Annotated in this window: 13 protein-coding genes; 12 read left to right on the forward strand and 1 reads right to left on the reverse strand. The window is 68.8% G+C overall.

Features of this window, described 5'->3' with window-relative positions:
* The first annotated feature begins 97 nt into the window (after nt 1-97).
* The 5 genes from VNR19_RS15105 to VNR19_RS15125 all read left to right on the forward strand — a co-directional run bounded on the left by VNR19_RS15105 (nt 98) and on the right by VNR19_RS15125 (nt 5,072).
* Nucleotides 98-1,039, forward strand: coding sequence for a LysR family transcriptional regulator (locus VNR19_RS15105; RefSeq protein ID WP_325728104.1), 942 nt, complete (start codon nt 98-100; stop codon nt 1,037-1,039).
* 76 nt (nt 1,040-1,115) lie between these two features.
* The gene (uvrB, locus tag VNR19_RS15110; RefSeq protein ID WP_325728105.1) at nt 1,116-3,197 is read left to right on the forward strand and encodes an excinuclease ABC subunit UvrB; all 2,082 of its coding nucleotides are present in this window, start codon (nt 1,116-1,118) and stop codon (nt 3,195-3,197) included.
* A 161-nt stretch (nt 3,198-3,358) separates the two neighbouring features.
* Nucleotides 3,359-3,844: a SipW-dependent-type signal peptide-containing protein gene (locus tag VNR19_RS15115; protein WP_325728106.1), complete on the forward strand. Its 486-nt coding sequence runs from the start codon at nt 3,359-3,361 to the stop codon at nt 3,842-3,844.
* Nucleotides 3,845-3,954: 110 nt separating this feature from the next.
* Nucleotides 3,955-4,530: a signal peptidase I gene (locus VNR19_RS15120; RefSeq protein WP_325034215.1), complete on the forward strand. Its 576-nt coding sequence runs from the start codon at nt 3,955-3,957 to the stop codon at nt 4,528-4,530.
* The gene (locus VNR19_RS15125; protein ID WP_325728107.1) at nt 4,527-5,072 is read left to right on the forward strand and encodes a hypothetical protein; all 546 of its coding nucleotides are present in this window, start codon (nt 4,527-4,529) and stop codon (nt 5,070-5,072) included. The genes VNR19_RS15120 and VNR19_RS15125 overlap by 4 nt, the downstream gene beginning before the upstream one ends.
* Nucleotides 5,073-5,135: 63 nt before the next feature.
* Here VNR19_RS15125 and VNR19_RS15130 read toward each other — a convergent pair whose 3' ends face one another.
* Nucleotides 5,136-5,375, reverse strand: a complete 240-nt coding sequence (locus tag VNR19_RS15130) for a hypothetical protein (RefSeq protein ID WP_325034217.1) — start codon at nt 5,373-5,375, stop codon at nt 5,136-5,138.
* 39 nt (nt 5,376-5,414) lie between these two features.
* Here VNR19_RS15130 and VNR19_RS15135 point away from each other — a divergent pair, with 39 nt between their 5' ends.
* From VNR19_RS15135 to gap, 7 genes are all read left to right on the forward strand, one after another.
* Nucleotides 5,415-5,855 (forward strand): MarR family winged helix-turn-helix transcriptional regulator, encoded by a 441-nt coding sequence (locus tag VNR19_RS15135; RefSeq protein ID WP_325034218.1) that lies wholly within the window; start codon nt 5,415-5,417, stop codon nt 5,853-5,855.
* Nucleotides 5,856-5,948: 93 nt separating this feature from the next.
* Nucleotides 5,949-8,858: an excinuclease ABC subunit UvrA gene (uvrA, locus tag VNR19_RS15140; protein ID WP_325728108.1), complete on the forward strand. Its 2,910-nt coding sequence runs from the start codon at nt 5,949-5,951 to the stop codon at nt 8,856-8,858.
* Nucleotides 8,859-8,869: 11 nt separating this feature from the next.
* Nucleotides 8,870-10,792 (forward strand): excinuclease ABC subunit UvrC, encoded by a 1,923-nt coding sequence (gene uvrC / locus VNR19_RS15145; protein ID WP_325728109.1) that lies wholly within the window; start codon nt 8,870-8,872, stop codon nt 10,790-10,792.
* Between the two features lie 24 nt (nt 10,793-10,816).
* Nucleotides 10,817-11,698 carry an RNase adapter RapZ gene (gene rapZ / locus VNR19_RS15150; RefSeq protein WP_325034234.1) on the forward strand — a complete coding sequence of 294 codons (882 nt, stop codon included), beginning with the start codon at nt 10,817-10,819 and terminating at the stop codon, nt 11,696-11,698.
* A gap of 40 nt (nt 11,699-11,738) precedes the next feature.
* Nucleotides 11,739-12,716 carry a DNA-binding protein WhiA gene (gene whiA / locus VNR19_RS15155; RefSeq protein ID WP_325034221.1) on the forward strand — a complete coding sequence of 326 codons (978 nt, stop codon included), beginning with the start codon at nt 11,739-11,741 and terminating at the stop codon, nt 12,714-12,716.
* A gap of 131 nt (nt 12,717-12,847) precedes the next feature.
* Nucleotides 12,848-13,474, forward strand: coding sequence for a superoxide dismutase (locus VNR19_RS15160; RefSeq protein WP_325728110.1), 627 nt, complete (start codon nt 12,848-12,850; stop codon nt 13,472-13,474).
* Between the two features lie 107 nt (nt 13,475-13,581).
* Nucleotides 13,582-14,586 (forward strand): type I glyceraldehyde-3-phosphate dehydrogenase, encoded by a 1,005-nt coding sequence (gap, locus tag VNR19_RS15165; RefSeq protein ID WP_325728111.1) that lies wholly within the window; start codon nt 13,582-13,584, stop codon nt 14,584-14,586.
* The last annotated feature ends 1 nt before the right edge of the window (nt 14,587 follow it).

Here is a 14,587-nt window from a genome sequence, read left to right on the forward strand (position 1 = left end):
CGGATGCCGGAGCGGCCGACTCCCCGCATCCGGCATCCGCTCGCCTATCCTGGTTCGATCCGCCGAGGACCGACGGGCGCGAGGAGGGGAGTCGGAGGTGGCCGAAGCCGACCCGGCCGCGGGCGACGTGCCGTCGCCCCTCGCCGATCGCCACGACTTCACGCTGCGCCAGCTCCAGCATTTCGTCGCCGTCGCCGAGCACGGCTCGATCGCGACGGCGGCCGAGCACCTCTTCATGTCGCCGACGGCCGTGTCGTTGTCGATCCGTCAGCTCGAGCGCACCCTCGACACCGAGCTGCTCGTCCGCAAGCGTGCGCAAGGCGCTCAGCTCACGCCGATGGGACGCACCCTCCTGCCCCACGCGAAGGATGTGCTGGCGTCGGCGACGCGCCTCACGCAGGAGATCGCGACCGACGATGTGCTCCGCGGCGCCGTCGACGTGGGGTGCTTCCCGAGCCTCGGCCCCTCGATGCTCCCGGGGTTCGTGCGAGCGTTCTCGTCGCGGCATCCGGCCGTGAAGGTCCGGTTCCGCGAGGACGCGCTCGTCCGACTCGTGCCGGAGCTTCTCGCGGGCGCGCTCGACCTCATGCTCGCGTATGACATCGGCCTCGGCGACGAGGTCGACCGGATGGTCGTCGCGACGCGCCGGCTCGGCGTGATGCTGCCGAAGGACCACTGGGCGGCGGACGAGTCGCGGCCGATCGACTTCGCGCGCCTCGTGCGAGAGCCCTTCATCGAACTCGCATCGCCCGCGGCTCACCGCGACGCCGAGCGCGTGTTCGCGATCGGCGGGGCGACGCCCGATGAGCGCATACCCTCGGAGAACTTCGAGACCGTGCGCTCGTTCGTCGGTCGCGGTCTCGGGTGGTCGATCACACTGCAGCGGCCGCGGAACCTCACCCATGAGGGTCTCGAAGTCGTGGTGCGAGACGTCCCCGGCGTCGATCCCGTCGACATCGTGCTCGCGTGGCGGCGCGGGGCCGCGCTGAGCCGTCAGGCCCGTGCGTTCCGCGACGTGGTGCGCGACGCCGCCGGCTGACGCGGGCAGGTTCACGCAGGGTCCGCTCGGGGCGAACGCGCTTCCGATGTCGCAGGGGCCGCCTACGCTGGATGGAGTGCAGACCACACGATCCGTGCGCCCCTTCGAGGTCGTCAGCGAGTATGCGCCCAGCGGCGACCAGCCCCAGGCGATCGCCGAGCTCGCGGCGCGCATCAACGCGGGCGAGACCGATGTGGTGCTGCTGGGCGCGACGGGCACAGGCAAGTCGGCGACGACCGCCTGGCTCATCGAGGCGGTCCAGCGGCCGACGCTCGTGCTCGCGCACAACAAGACCCTCGCGGCGCAGCTCGCGAACGAGTTCCGCGAGCTCATGCCGCACAACGCCGTCGAGTACTTCGTCTCGTACTACGACTACTACCAGCCCGAGGCGTACGTCCCGCAGACCGACACCTTCATCGAGAAGGACTCCTCGATCAACGCCGAGGTCGAGCGATTGCGACACTCGACGACCAACTCTCTGCTCAGCCGGCGCGACGTCGTCGTCGTTTCGACGGTGTCGTGCATCTACGGCCTCGGCGCGCCCGAGGAGTACATGCGCGCGATGGTCGCCCTTCAGGTGGGCGAGGTCTACGACCGCGACGCGCTCATCCGCAAGTTCATCGCGATGCAGTACAACCGCAACGACGTGGACTTCTCGCGCGGCAACTTCCGCGTGCGCGGCGACACGATCGAGATCATCCCCGTGTACGAGGAGTACGCGATCCGCATCGAGCTGTTCGGCGACGAGATCGAGGCGCTGTACATGCTGCATCCGCTCACCGGCGACGTCGTCCAGAAGCTCGACTCGGTGCCGATCTTCCCCGCGTCGCACTACGTCGCGGGAACCGAGACGGTGCGCCGCGCGATCGGCACGATCGAAGAAGAGCTCGCCGAGCGGCTGAAGGAGCTCGAGTCGCAGGGCAAACTGCTCGAGGCGCAGCGACTGCGCATGCGCACGACGTTCGACCTCGAGATGCTCCAGCAGCTCGGGTTCTGCTCGGGCATCGAGAACTACTCGCGGCACCTCGACGGCCGCGCGCCGGGCGAGCCGCCGCACACGCTGCTCGACTTCTTCCCCGACGACTTCCTCCTCGTGATCGACGAGTCCCACGTGACCGTGCCGCAGATCGGGGCGATGTACGAGGGCGACGCGTCGCGCAAGCGCACGCTCGTCGAGCACGGCTTCCGCCTTCCGAGCGCGCTCGACAACCGGCCGTTGCGGTGGGACGAGTTCAAGCAGCGCATCGGCCAGACGGTGTACCTGTCGGCGACACCGGGTCGATACGAGATGGGCGTCGCCGACGGCGTCGTCGAGCAGATCATCCGCCCCACGGGTCTCGTCGACCCCCAGATCGTCGTCAAGCCGTCCAAGGGGCAGATCGACGATCTGCTCGAAGAGATCCGCATCCGCGCCGAGCGCGACGAGCGCGTGCTCGTGACGACCCTCACCAAGAAGATGGCCGAGGAGCTCACCGACTTCCTCGGCGAGCACGGCGTGCGCGTGCGCTATCTGCACTCCGACGTCGACACGCTCCGCCGCGTCGAGCTGCTGACCGAACTGCGCGCGGGCGTGTACGACGTGCTCGTCGGCATCAACCTCCTGCGCGAAGGCCTCGACCTTCCTGAGGTGTCGCTCGTCGCGATCCTCGACGCCGACAAGGAGGGGTTCCTGCGCTCGGGCACCTCGCTCATCCAGACGATCGGACGCGCGGCCCGGAACGTGTCGGGTGAGGTGCACATGTACGCCGACACGATCACCGAGTCGATGCAGAACGCGATCGACGAGACCAACCGCCGCCGCGAGAAGCAGATCGCGTACAACATCGAGCACGGCATCGACCCCCAACCGCTGCGCAAGCGCATCGCCGACATCACCGAGGTGCTCGCACGTGAAGCATCCGACACAGACCGGATGCTCCGGGGCAAGGCGTCGGCGAAGACGAAGTCCGGCAAGGGCAAGTCGCCTACGCCGCAGCTGAGGCGCGAAGGCATCGCGGCCGAGGGTGCGAACCAACTCGAGGCGACGATCGCCGATCTCACCGATCAGATGCTCGCGGCCGCAGCCGAGCTCAAGTTCGAGCTCGCCGCACGATTGCGCGACGAGGTTCAGGACCTCAAACGGGAGCTTCGTGCGATGGAGCGCGCCGGCCACGCCTGACCTTCCGACGATTCCGAGCGATCGTCCGTCTGGATAGGCGTTCACAGCATGTGGTCAGACCACACGTTTTAGAATGGTTGGGCATCCAAGGAGATGCACGACCGGCGCCACTTCGCCCGGTCGCCACCAGGCCCACAAGGCCATGACGTAAGGGGAGACCCATGACCACGACCACGAAGAAGGACCGCCGCGGAGCCATCCTCCGGGCGAGCATCGCAGCCGTGGCCGTACTCGGCATCGGCGGCGCCATCACGACCGCCGCATGGACCGACCAGGTGACGTTCGCCGGCAACGTGCAGACCGCGAAGTTCGATCTGCGCGGTGCTGTTCAGGGCGGGGCCTGGCATGACGGCCGGATCGACCTCGGTGACGCGTTCCGGAATCTCCAGCCCGGCGAGGTCACCAAGACCATCGCACTGAAGAACAACTCGACGGTGAGGGCCTATCTCGACGACACCATCCTCGAGGTCGACCCCGCGTTGAACGGGGCGATCACGCACAGCGTGGCCGGTCTGCCCGAGTCGCTGGCTCCGGACGGGTACGTGAAGGTGGACGTCACGTTCCACGTCGCGGAGTACCTGCCGACGGACACGGCAGGCAGCCTCAACCTCACCTTCCCGGCGAGCAGCGCTCCCCAGGCGCCCTGACGTGCGCGTTCCGGTCGCGGGAGGGAGGGGCCGCCCCTTCGCTCCCGCGACACCGGAGCCGAGATGCTCGACCGACAACCGCGGCCGACCGGCCGCAGAGGAATGGACCAATGAAGACAAGCAGACCAGCAGCCGTCGCTCGCACTGCGGGCTCGATCGTGCTGTGGGTGCTCGCCGTCATCGGCCTCGTCAGCGGGGCCCTCTGGGCGGGGAACGCCGCAGGGCTCGTGCAGCCGCTCATCGTGGTCTCGGGCTCCATGGCTCCGGAGATCAACACGGGCGACCTGCTCATGGCGACTCCGACGCCGGCGCGAGACCTGCGGGTGGGTGACGTCGCGTCGCTCCCGAATGAGGGAGGCGTGTTCGTCACGCACCGCATCGTCGAGTTCGAGCGCACAGGTGACACGGTGACACTGCGGATGCAGGGGGACGCGAACGCGCACCCGGACGCGCAGTCGCACACCCTCGGGGCGGATGACCCGGTGTGGATCCCCGTCCTCACCGTCCCCGGTGCCGGATATGTCGCCGAGATGCTCATGAGGCCGGAGGTCGGCATCCCGCTGCTGGCGGGACTGCTCGCCCTGGCAGGCCTTGCGACGATCCCGTCGCGTCGATCCGACGACGAGGCAGGACAGGAGGAGCTCGTCACAGAGCCCGCGGATCAGAAGGAGTCGGTGAGCGCATGAACAGCATGATCAAGGCGCTGCTCGGACTTGTCGCCGCTGCGGGCCTCGCGCTGGGCGCCGCCGCCACGACCTTCACAAGTGCCGCGTGGACGGACTCGGCCGTGATCAGTGGCTCCGTGCAGACCGCCGACCGCGTGGCCGACGATCCGGATGCCGCGCCCGACGAGTCCGTGCCCCCTGTGCCGCCGCTCGAGCCGCTGCCTCCGCTCGAGCTGCTGCCTCCGACGGGGCCCGAACCGCCGACCGCGCCGCCCCTCCCGGTCGAGCCGGTCGAGCCGGACCCGGAGCCGGCACCGCCCATCGATCCGGCCCCGCCGGCCCCGCCGGTGGACCCGGAGCCTACCCCGCCGATCGAGGGCGCCCAGCCGGAGGCTGAGGTCCCTGAGGAACCGGCGACGCCCGAACCAGACCATGCGGGAGACGACAGCGCTCCCGCCGAGACCGAGCCGGAGGACGACGTGATCGAGGAGCAGGACTCCGCCGATGACGAGTCCGACGTGCTCGATGCGGAAGACGAAGAGCGGCCCCCCGCGCTCGACTGATTCCGCTCCCCCCGGAGGAGCCCGGTCCTTCCCCCCGAAGGGCCGGGCTTCGCCCTGTTCGCACTACGGGCAGTGCATGAGGGGTTTGGGGCCCGAGCGATCGAACGTGTGCCGAGACATCGGCGCTCCGCACAGCGGGCACGGAGACTCGGTGCGGGACGGTTCGGGAGTCGTCTCGTACGGGCCGACGGATGCCGGACCCGCGACGCGGATGAGGCGCGAGTTGAACCACGCGTACCAGCCCCCGGCCTCGCGAACGCGCTCTCGCAGGGGACGACGGGGCTCAGAATCCATACGCGTCATGATGATTAGTGTACTAAGCAATTCGGTAGACTCAGCCGCGTGGACGCAAGGGATGAGCTGCTCAAGCTGGAGAACCAGCTCTGCTTCGCCCTCGTGACCGCGGCACGCAACGTCGTCTCGCTGTACCGGCCCGTGCTCGAACCGCTCGGGCTGACACATCCGCAGTATCTCGTCATGCTGGCGCTGTGGGAGAGGTCGCCGCGGTCGCTCGGCGAGCTCGCAGAAGAGCTCGCGATGGAGCCTGCGACGCTCTCGCCGCTCGTGAAGCGCCTCGAAGCACAGGGCCGCGTGTCCCGCGGCCGTCGCGCCCAGGACGAACGCGTGCTCGAGATCGCGCTGACGAAGGAGGGGCGCGCGCTGCGCGAGCGTGCCCTTGCCGTGCCGCAGCAGATCATGGAGCGGACGGGCATGGATGCCGAGCAGCTCGCGCACCTGCGCGATGGGCTCGCGCCGTTCGCCGGGCGCAGAATCGCCTTCTGATCTGGCCATCGGCTGACATCCGTCCCGTCCGCCGGGATGCGCTCCCGGCGAACCCCGAGCCCCGTGTCGGAGGCCCCACCTACACTTGAACGCGTGCCAATCGTCCCTGTTGCCCTGCCCGGAAACGGGACCACCAACCCCGGAACGCTCAGCGTCCGGGGTGCTCGGGTTCATAACCTCAAGAACGTCGACCTCGACATCCCGCGCGACTCCCTGGTCGTCTTCACCGGTCTCTCCGGCTCGGGCAAGTCGAGCCTCGCGTTCGACACGATCTTCGCCGAGGGTCAGCGCCGCTACGTCGAGTCGCTGAGCGCCTATGCGCGCCAGTTCCTGGGCCAGGTGGACCGACCCGACGTCGACTTCATCGAGGGGCTGAGCCCCGCCGTGTCGATCGACCAGAAGTCCACGAACCGCAACCCGCGTTCGACAGTCGGCACGATCACCGAGATCCACGACTACATGCGTCTGCTGTGGGCGCGCATCGGCATCCCGCACTGTCCCGAGTGCGGCGAGGTCATCCAGCGCCAGACGGTGCAGCAGATCGCCGACCAGCTCATGGAGTTGCCCGAGCGCACGCGGTATCAGATCGTCGCGCCGGTCGTCACGCAGAAGAAGGGCGAGTTCGTCGACCTCTTCCGCGAGCTCAGCGCGAAGGGCTACGCCCGTGCGATCGTCGACGGCGAGCTCATCCAGCTCGCTGAGCCGCCGACGCTCAAGAAGAGCTACAAGCACGACATCGCAGTGGTCGTCGACCGCCTGGTCGCCGGCCCCGGCATCCTCGAGCGCGTGACCGACTCGGTCGAGACGGCGCTCTCGCTGGCCGGCGGGGTCATGCAGGTCAACTTCGTCGACGAAGAGGGCGACGCCGCATGGCAGTCGTTCTCCGAGAAGCTCGCGTGCCCGAACGGGCACCCCCTGCAGCTCACCGAGATCGAGCCGCGCACGTTCTCGTTCAACGCGCCGTTCGGCGCATGCCCGGCCTGCTCGGGCCTCGGAACGCGCATGTCGGTCGACGTCGACCTCATGCTGGGCGATGAGGACCTGTCGATCCGCGAGGGCGTGATCCTCCCGTGGACCACACAGGGCAAGGGCCTGTTCCAGTACTACGAGCGCCTGCTCGAGGGCCTCGCGGCCGACCTCGGGTTCTCGCTCGACACCCCGTGGCGCATGCTCCCCGCATCCGTCAAAGAGGCGGTGCTGCGCGGCGAGAACTACAAGGTGACCGTCCGGTGGAAGAACCGGTACGGGCGCGAGATGCGCTACTCCTCGGGCTTCGAGGGCGTCGTGCCCTACATCGAGCGCCAATATGTGCAGGCCGAGACCGACACGCAGCGCCAGCGGTGGGCCGACTACCTGCGCGAGATCCCGTGCCCGGTCTGCAACGGGGCGCGTCTGAAGCCCGAGGTGCTCTCGGTGCTCGTGCACGGATACTCCATCGCGGATGCCTCGCGCCTGAGCCTCGCCGACGCGCGGGAGTTCTTCGAGAAGCTCGAGCTCACCGAGCGGGAGGCCACGATCGCCGCGCAGGTGCTGCGCGAGATCCGTCTGCGCCTCGACTTCCTCATCCAGGTCGGTCTGAATTACCTCAACCTCAGCCGCTCGGCCGGTTCGCTCTCGGGCGGCGAGGCGCAGCGCATCCGTCTCGCCACCCAGATCGGATCGGGACTGACCGGCGTGCTCTACGTGCTCGACGAGCCGTCGATCGGTCTCCACCAGCGCGACAACCGGCGCCTCATCGAGACGCTGCTGACGCTGCGCGACCTGGGCAACACGCTCATCGTCGTCGAGCACGACGAAGAGACGATCCACGCGGCCGACTGGATCGTCGACATCGGACCACGTGCGGGCGTCGACGGCGGGCGGGTCGTGCATTCGGGTCCGCTCGAGTCGCTCCTCCACGACCGTGAGTCCATCACGGGCGACTACCTCGCCGGGCGCCGCCAGATCCCCACGCCGACGAAGCGGCGCAGGATCGATCGCAACCGCCAGATCACGGTCGTCGGCGCGCGCGAGAACAACCTCAAAGACGTCACGGTCGACTTCCCGCTCGGCGTGTTCACGGCCGTGACCGGCGTGAGCGGCTCCGGAAAGTCGTCGCTCGTGAACGACATCCTCTACGAGGTGCTCGCGTCGCGGCTGAACGGCGCGCGCACGGTGCCGGGCAGGCACACGCGCGTGACGGGTCTCGACAACCTCGACAAGGTCGTGCACGTCGACCAGGCGCCGATCGGGCGCACGCCGCGATCGAACCCGGCGACGTACACGGGCGTGTTCGACCGCATCCGCACACTCTTCAGCGAGACCCCCGAGGCGAAGGCCCGCGGCTACCTGCCCGGCAGGTTCAGCTTCAATGTCAAGGGCGGGCGCTGTGAGGCGTGCTCGGGCGACGGCACGATCAAGATCGAGATGAACTTCCTGCCCGACGTGTATGTCGACTGCGAGGTGTGCCACGGCAAGCGATACAACCGCGACACGCTCGCCGTGCACTACAAGGGCAAGAACATCGCCGAGGTGCTCGAGATGCCGATCGAAGAGGCAGCGGAGTTCTTCGAGCCGATCCAGGCGATCCACCGCTACCTCAAGACCCTCGTCGACGTCGGCCTCGGCTACGTGCGACTGGGGCAGTCGGCCACGACGCTCTCGGGCGGCGAGGCGCAGCGCGTGAAGCTCGCGACCGAGCTGCAGCGACGCTCGAACGGCCGCTCCATCTACGTGCTCGACGAGCCCACGACGGGTCTGCACTTCGAGGACGTGCGCCGTCTGCTCGAGGTGCTCAACGGCCTCGTCGACAAGGGCAACACCGTGATCGTGATCGAGCACAATCTCGACGTGATCAAGTCCGCCGACTGGGTCATCGACCTCGGACCCGAGGGCGGCGACGGTGGCGGACAGGTGATCGCGACGGGCACGCCCGAGCAGGTGGCGCGCGTCGAGGGGAGCCACACCGGAGCCTTCCTCGCCGAAGTGCTCGGGGCTCAGGCCCAGCGCCGGAAGGCGGGCTGAGGCAGCCCGTCATGGCGGACCAGCTCCCGTACAAGCCCAAGCAGGGCGAGATCCCCACGAACCCCGGCGTCTACCGGTTCCGGGATCGCGACGGGCGCGTGCTGTACGTCGGCAAGGCGAAGAACCTGCGGGCCCGCCTGTCGAACTACTTCGCGCCGCTGCACACGCTGCACGAGCGCACGCGCCGCATGGTGCTCACCGCGGCATCCGTCGAGTGGACCGTCGTATCGAGCGACGTCGACGCGCTCCAGCTCGAATACATGTGGATCCAGGAGTTCTCGCCTCCGTTCAACGTCCGCTACAAGGACGACAAGTCGTACCCCTACATGGCCATCACGCTCGCCGACGAGGCTCCGCGCGTGCTGGTGACGCGAAACCGTCGCATCAAGGGGGCGAAGTACTTCGGGCCCTACCCGAAGGTGTGGGCCGTGCACGACACGATCGACCTGATGATCAAGGTCTTCCCGATCCGTACGTGCAGCGACTCGTCGTACAAGAAGGCGATGGCCACGGGACGCCCCTGCTTCCCAGGCCAGATCGGGCGCTGCGGCGGCCCGTGCTCCATGAAGGTGTCGATCGAGGAGCACCGCGCGATCGTCGACGACTTCGTCGCGTTCATGTCGGGCGGCGACCAGCGGTTCACGCGCGAGCTCACGAAGCGGATGCGAGAGGCGTCCGCAGCCATGGACTACGAGGCCGCGGCGATGTATCGCGACAAGCTGCAGGCGATCGAAGCGGTGCTGAACAAGAGCGCCTTGGTGCTGAGCTCCGACACGGATGCCGACCTGTTCGGCATCGCGGAGGACGAGCTGGCGGCGGCGGTGCAGCACTTCGTCGTGCGGGGCGGTCGCGTGCGCGGCGTTCGCGCGACGACGATCGAGAAGGAGCTCGACATCTCGGGTGCCGACCTCGTGGACCAGATCCTCCAGCGCACGTACGGGGAGGCATCCGCCGTCGACATCCCGCGTCAGGTGCTCGTGCCGGCCTTGCCCGACGATGCGGCCGATCTCGAGCAGTGGCTCAGCGAGCGTCGGGGCCGTCGCGTGAGCATCCAGGTCGCCCAGCGCGGCCGCAAAGCCGACCTCATGAGGACGGCGACGCTCAATGCGGAGCAGGCGCTGATGCTGCACAAGACCCGGCGCACGAGCGACTACGTCGCGCGCACGCAGGCGCTCACCGATCTTCAGGAGGCGCTGGGGCTCGCCGAGGCGCCGCTGCGCATCGAGGGCTTCGACGTGTCTCACCTCGCCGGAACGAACGTCGTGGCGTCGATGGTCGTCTTCGAGGACGGCCTGCCGCGCAAGGACCAGTACCGCTCGTTCAAGGTGCCCGAGACGACCGACGACACCGACTCGCTGTACCAGGTGCTCTCGCGACGGCTCACGTACCTCGACCACCCCGACGAGACCGAAGGCGCGTCGCCGAACGGCGCCGAAATCGCGGATGCCGCATCCGACTCCGACGAGCCGGTCGTCACCACGCGCAAGCGCCCGCGCTTCGCCTACCGGCCGCAGCTGCTCGTCGTCGACGGCGGCAAGCCTCAGGTCGAGGCGGCCGCGCGCGCCCTCGCCGACGCGGGGCACAGCGAGATCGCGCTGTGCGGCATCGCGAAGCGCCTCGAGGAGGTGTGGCTGCCCGGCGAGGACTTCCCGGTGATCCTGCCGCGCACGAGCGAGGCGCTGTACCTGCTGCAGCGCCTGCGCGACGAGGCGCACCGGTTCGCGATCACCCATCAGCGCAAGCGGCGCAAGCGCGACATCCAGACGATCCTCGCGGAGATCCCGGGGCTCGGCGACGCCCGCATCAAGGCGCTCCTGCGCCACTTCGGATCGGTGACCGCGCTGCGCGCGGCGACACCCGAGCAGATCGAAGAACTCCCAGGCATCGGGCCGAAGCTCGCCGCCACGATCCACGCGCACCTGGCCGGCCGATAGGCTGTGGAGGCGATGGGGGTGGTCATGAACGACCAGGAGCATCGCGTTCCGTCCGAGATGCTGATCGTCACGGGGATGTCCGGCGCCGGTCGGTCCACCGCGGCGAACGCACTCGAAGACCTCGACTGGTACGTGGTCGACAACCTCCCGCCGCAGATGCTCAAGCCCCTGCTCGAGCTCACCGAGCTCGCGGGCGGCTCGCTTCCGCGAGTGGCGGTCGTGGTCGACGTGCGCGGTCGCGACCTCTTCGCCGACCTGCCCGAGGCGCTGCGCAGCATCCGCGAGCGTCGACAGCTGCGCATTCTCTTCCTCGATGCGTCCGACGAGGTGCTCGTTCGTCGATTCGAGGCGGTGCGGCGGCCGCATCCGCTCCAGGGCGACGGCACGCTCGTCGACGGCATCCGGCGCGAACGGCAGAGACTGGCGGCATTGCGCGAGAGTGCCGACCTCATCATCGACACGTCGATGCTCAACATCCACCAGCTCGCGACGCAGGTGGCCGAGCTCTTCTCGGAGGAGGGCGCGGCGCGGCACTCGATGACGATCCTGAGCTTCGGGTTCAAGTACGGACTGCCGCCGGACGCCGACATCGTGGCCGACATGCGCTTCCTGCCCAATCCCTTCTGGAACGACGCCCTGCGTCCGTTCTCGGGCGAGGACGAGGTCGTCAAGGAGTACGTGCTCGCACAGCCCGGCGCGGTCGAGTTCCTCGACTCGTACGCCGCCGCCCTGCGACCGGTCGTCGAGGGCTACCAGCGTGAGAACAAGCGCCACTCGGTCGTGGCCGTCGGATGCACGGGCGGGCAGCATCGATCGGTCGTCGCCGCCCAGGAGCTCGCCGCGCGGCTGTCCGACGTGCCCGGTCTCGCGGTCCGCGTGCGTCATCGCGACCTCGGCCACGAGTAGGCTGGACCCTCGTCCCGGGAATCCCTGAGCAAGGAGTGACGTGTCGCTGACCGCTGACGTGAAAGCCGAGTTGCTGGCCGTTCGAGACCCTCGGCCCTCGGCCCGCATCGCCGAACTCACGTCGCTGCTGCGGTTCTCCGGCGGCCTCCACTCGATCGCGAATCGCGTCGCCGTCGAGGCGGAGCTGGACTCGGATGCGCTCGCCCGTCGCGTCGCGCGCGATCTCGTCGAGCTCTACGGCGTGCGGCCCGAGCTCGTGCACGTGCAGGGTTCGGGTGCCCGCGCCGGCGGTCACTACGCGGTGCGGGTCATCGAGGGAGGAGAGACCCTCGCACGCCAGACGGGCCTGCTCGATCAGCGTCGCCGCGCGGTGCGCGGTCTGCCGAACAGGCTCACCACCGGGTCGCGTCCCGACCTCGCCGCCGTGTGGCGCGGTGCGTTCCTCGCGTCGGGCTCGCTCACCGAGCCGGGCCGGTCCGCGTCGCTCGAGATCACGTCACCCGCACCCGAAGCCGCCATGGCGCTCGTGGGAGCGGCCCACCGCCTGGGCATCGCCGCCAAGGCGCGCGAGGTCCGCGGCGTGCCGCGCGTCGTCGTGCGCGAAGGCGAGGCGATCCGCACAGCTCTGGCCACCATGGGCGCCGAGCGCGCCGCCGCCGAGTGGGACCAGCTGCGCCAGCGGCGCGAAGTGCGGGCAGGGGTCAACCGCCTCGTGAACTTCGACGATGCGAACCTGCGCCGATCCGCACAGGCAGCCGTGGCCGCATGCGCGCGCGTCGAGCGGGCGCTCGAGATCCTCGGCGACGAGGTGCCGCCGCACCTGCGGGAGGCCGGCGAGCTGCGCCTCGCACACCGCGACGCGAGCCTCGACGAGCTCGGCCACCACGCCGACCCGCCCCTCACGAAGGACGCCGTCGCCGGCCGCATCCGTCGCCTGCTCGCGATGGCCGACAAGAAGGCCGAGAGCGAGGGGATCCCGACGACCGAGGCCGCCGTGCCCGCGGGTGTCGAGGACTGATCCGCCACCTCCATGACGCACAGCGTCACCTGACGCAAGGGCGGCCCCCGGGCATCCGACCGTCACTAGGATGAGAGCCGTCCCCTCGCCGTGCCGAGGACCTGGCGCGGCGCCGACAGGAAGAAGAGAACATGGCGAAGTACACGTTGCCCGACCTCCCGTACGACTACGCCGCGCTGGAGCCGCACATCAGCGCGACGATCATGGAGTTGCACCACGACAAGCACCACCAGGCGTATGTGACCGGCGCGAACACGGCGCTCGAGCAGCTCGCCGAGGCTCGTGACAGCGGCAACCTCGCGAACGTGAACAAGCTCGAGAAGGACCTCGCGTTCAACCTGGGTGGCCACACGAACCACTCGATCTTCTGGACCAACCTGTCGCCGGACGGAGGCGACCGTCCCACCGGCGAGCTCGCCGCGGCGATCGACGACCACTTCGGGTCGTTCGACAAGTTCCAGGCCCACTTCACCGCCGCCGCGCTCGGCGTGCAGGGCTCCGGCTGGGCCGGCCTGTTCTGGGACTCGATCGGCGAGAACCTGATCATCCAGCAGTTCTTCGACCAGCAGTCGCAGTTCGCCGCGGGCACGGTGCCGCTGCTCCTGCTCGACGTGTGGGAGCACGCGTACTACCTCGACTACAAGAACGTCCGGGCCGACTACGTCAAGGCGTTCTGGAACATCGCCAACTGGGCGAACGTGCAGGAGCGCTTCTCCACGGCCCGTGAGAAGGCCTCGGGCCTGCTGGTACTGTCGTAGCGAGTCGGGCGACCCGGTGGGTTCCGCCCGCCGGGTCGCCGTTGCCCGCCCCTCCCTGAACCGCACCAAACCGCGCACTCGCGCACGACACAATCAGGAGAACATCCGTGGCTGTCAAGATCGGAATCAACGGCTTCGGCCGGATCGGTCGCAACTACCTCCGCGCGGCTCTCGCGCAGGGCGCCGACCTCGACATCGTTGCGGTGAACGACCTCACCGACAACAAGACCCTCGCCCACCTGCTGAAGTACGACTCGATTCTGGGCCGCCTCGACGAGGAGGTCTCGTACACGGGTGACTCCATCACGGTCGGCGGCAGGACGATCAAGGTCTTCGAGGAGCGCGACCCCGCGAACCTCCCGTGGGGCGAGCTGGGCGTCGACATCGTCATCGAGTCGACGGGCCGCTTCACCAACGCGGCCGACGCGCGCAAGCACATCGAGGGCGGCGCGAAGAAGGTGCTCATCTCGGCTCCGGCGTCGGGCGAGGACGGCACGTTCGTGATCGGCGCGAACGAAGACACGTACGACCCCGCGACGCACAACATCATCTCGAACGCGTCGTGCACGACGAACTGCCTCGCGCCCCTCGCGAAGGTCCTCAACGACGAGTTCGGCATCGTCAAGGGCCTCATGACGACGGTCCACGCGTACACGGCCGACCAGAACCTGCAGGACGGCCCGCACAAGGACCTCCGCCGCGCCCGCGCCGCCGCACTGAACATCGTGCCGACGTCGACGGGTGCCGCCAAGGCGATCGGCCTCGTTCTCCCCGAGCTCAAGGGCAAGCTCGACGGCTTCGCGCTGCGCGTCCCGGTTCCGACCGGCTCGGCGACCGATCTCACGGTCGAGCTCGAGCGCGAGGTGACCGTCGACGAGATCAAGGCGGCGTACAAGGCCGCCGCCGAGGGCCCGCTCAAGGGCATCCTCAAGTACACCGAGGACGAGATCGTCTCGAGCGACATCGTCACCGACCCGCACTCGTGCATCTTCGACGCCGGCCTCACACGCGTCATCGGCAACCAGGTGAAGGTCGTCGGCTGGTACGACAACGAGTGGGGCTACTCGAACCGCCTGGTCGACCTCACCGAGCTGGTCGCCGACAAGCTCTGAC

It is taken from the genome of Microbacterium sp., assembly GCF_035556355.1.
Lineage (GTDB): Bacteria > Actinomycetota > Actinomycetes > Actinomycetales > Microbacteriaceae > Microbacterium.

Coding starts and splice junctions, on each gene's coding strand:
- VNR19_RS15115 (WP_325728106.1), top strand. CDS start 3,359: ATGACCACGACCACGAAGAAGGACCGCCGCGGAGCCATCCTCCGGGCG.
- VNR19_RS15120 (WP_325034215.1), top strand. CDS start 3,955: ATGAAGACAAGCAGACCAGCAGCCGTCGCTCGCACTGCGGGCTCGATC.
- VNR19_RS15125 (WP_325728107.1), top strand. CDS start 4,527: ATGAACAGCATGATCAAGGCGCTGCTCGGACTTGTCGCCGCTGCGGGC.
- VNR19_RS15130 (WP_325034217.1), bottom strand. CDS start 5,375: ATGACGCGTATGGATTCTGAGCCCCGTCGTCCCCTGCGAGAGCGCGTT.
- uvrC (WP_325728109.1), top strand. CDS start 8,870: ATGGCGGACCAGCTCCCGTACAAGCCCAAGCAGGGCGAGATCCCCACG.
- rapZ (WP_325034234.1), top strand. CDS start 10,817: ATGAACGACCAGGAGCATCGCGTTCCGTCCGAGATGCTGATCGTCACG.
- VNR19_RS15160 (WP_325728110.1), top strand. CDS start 12,848: ATGGCGAAGTACACGTTGCCCGACCTCCCGTACGACTACGCCGCGCTG.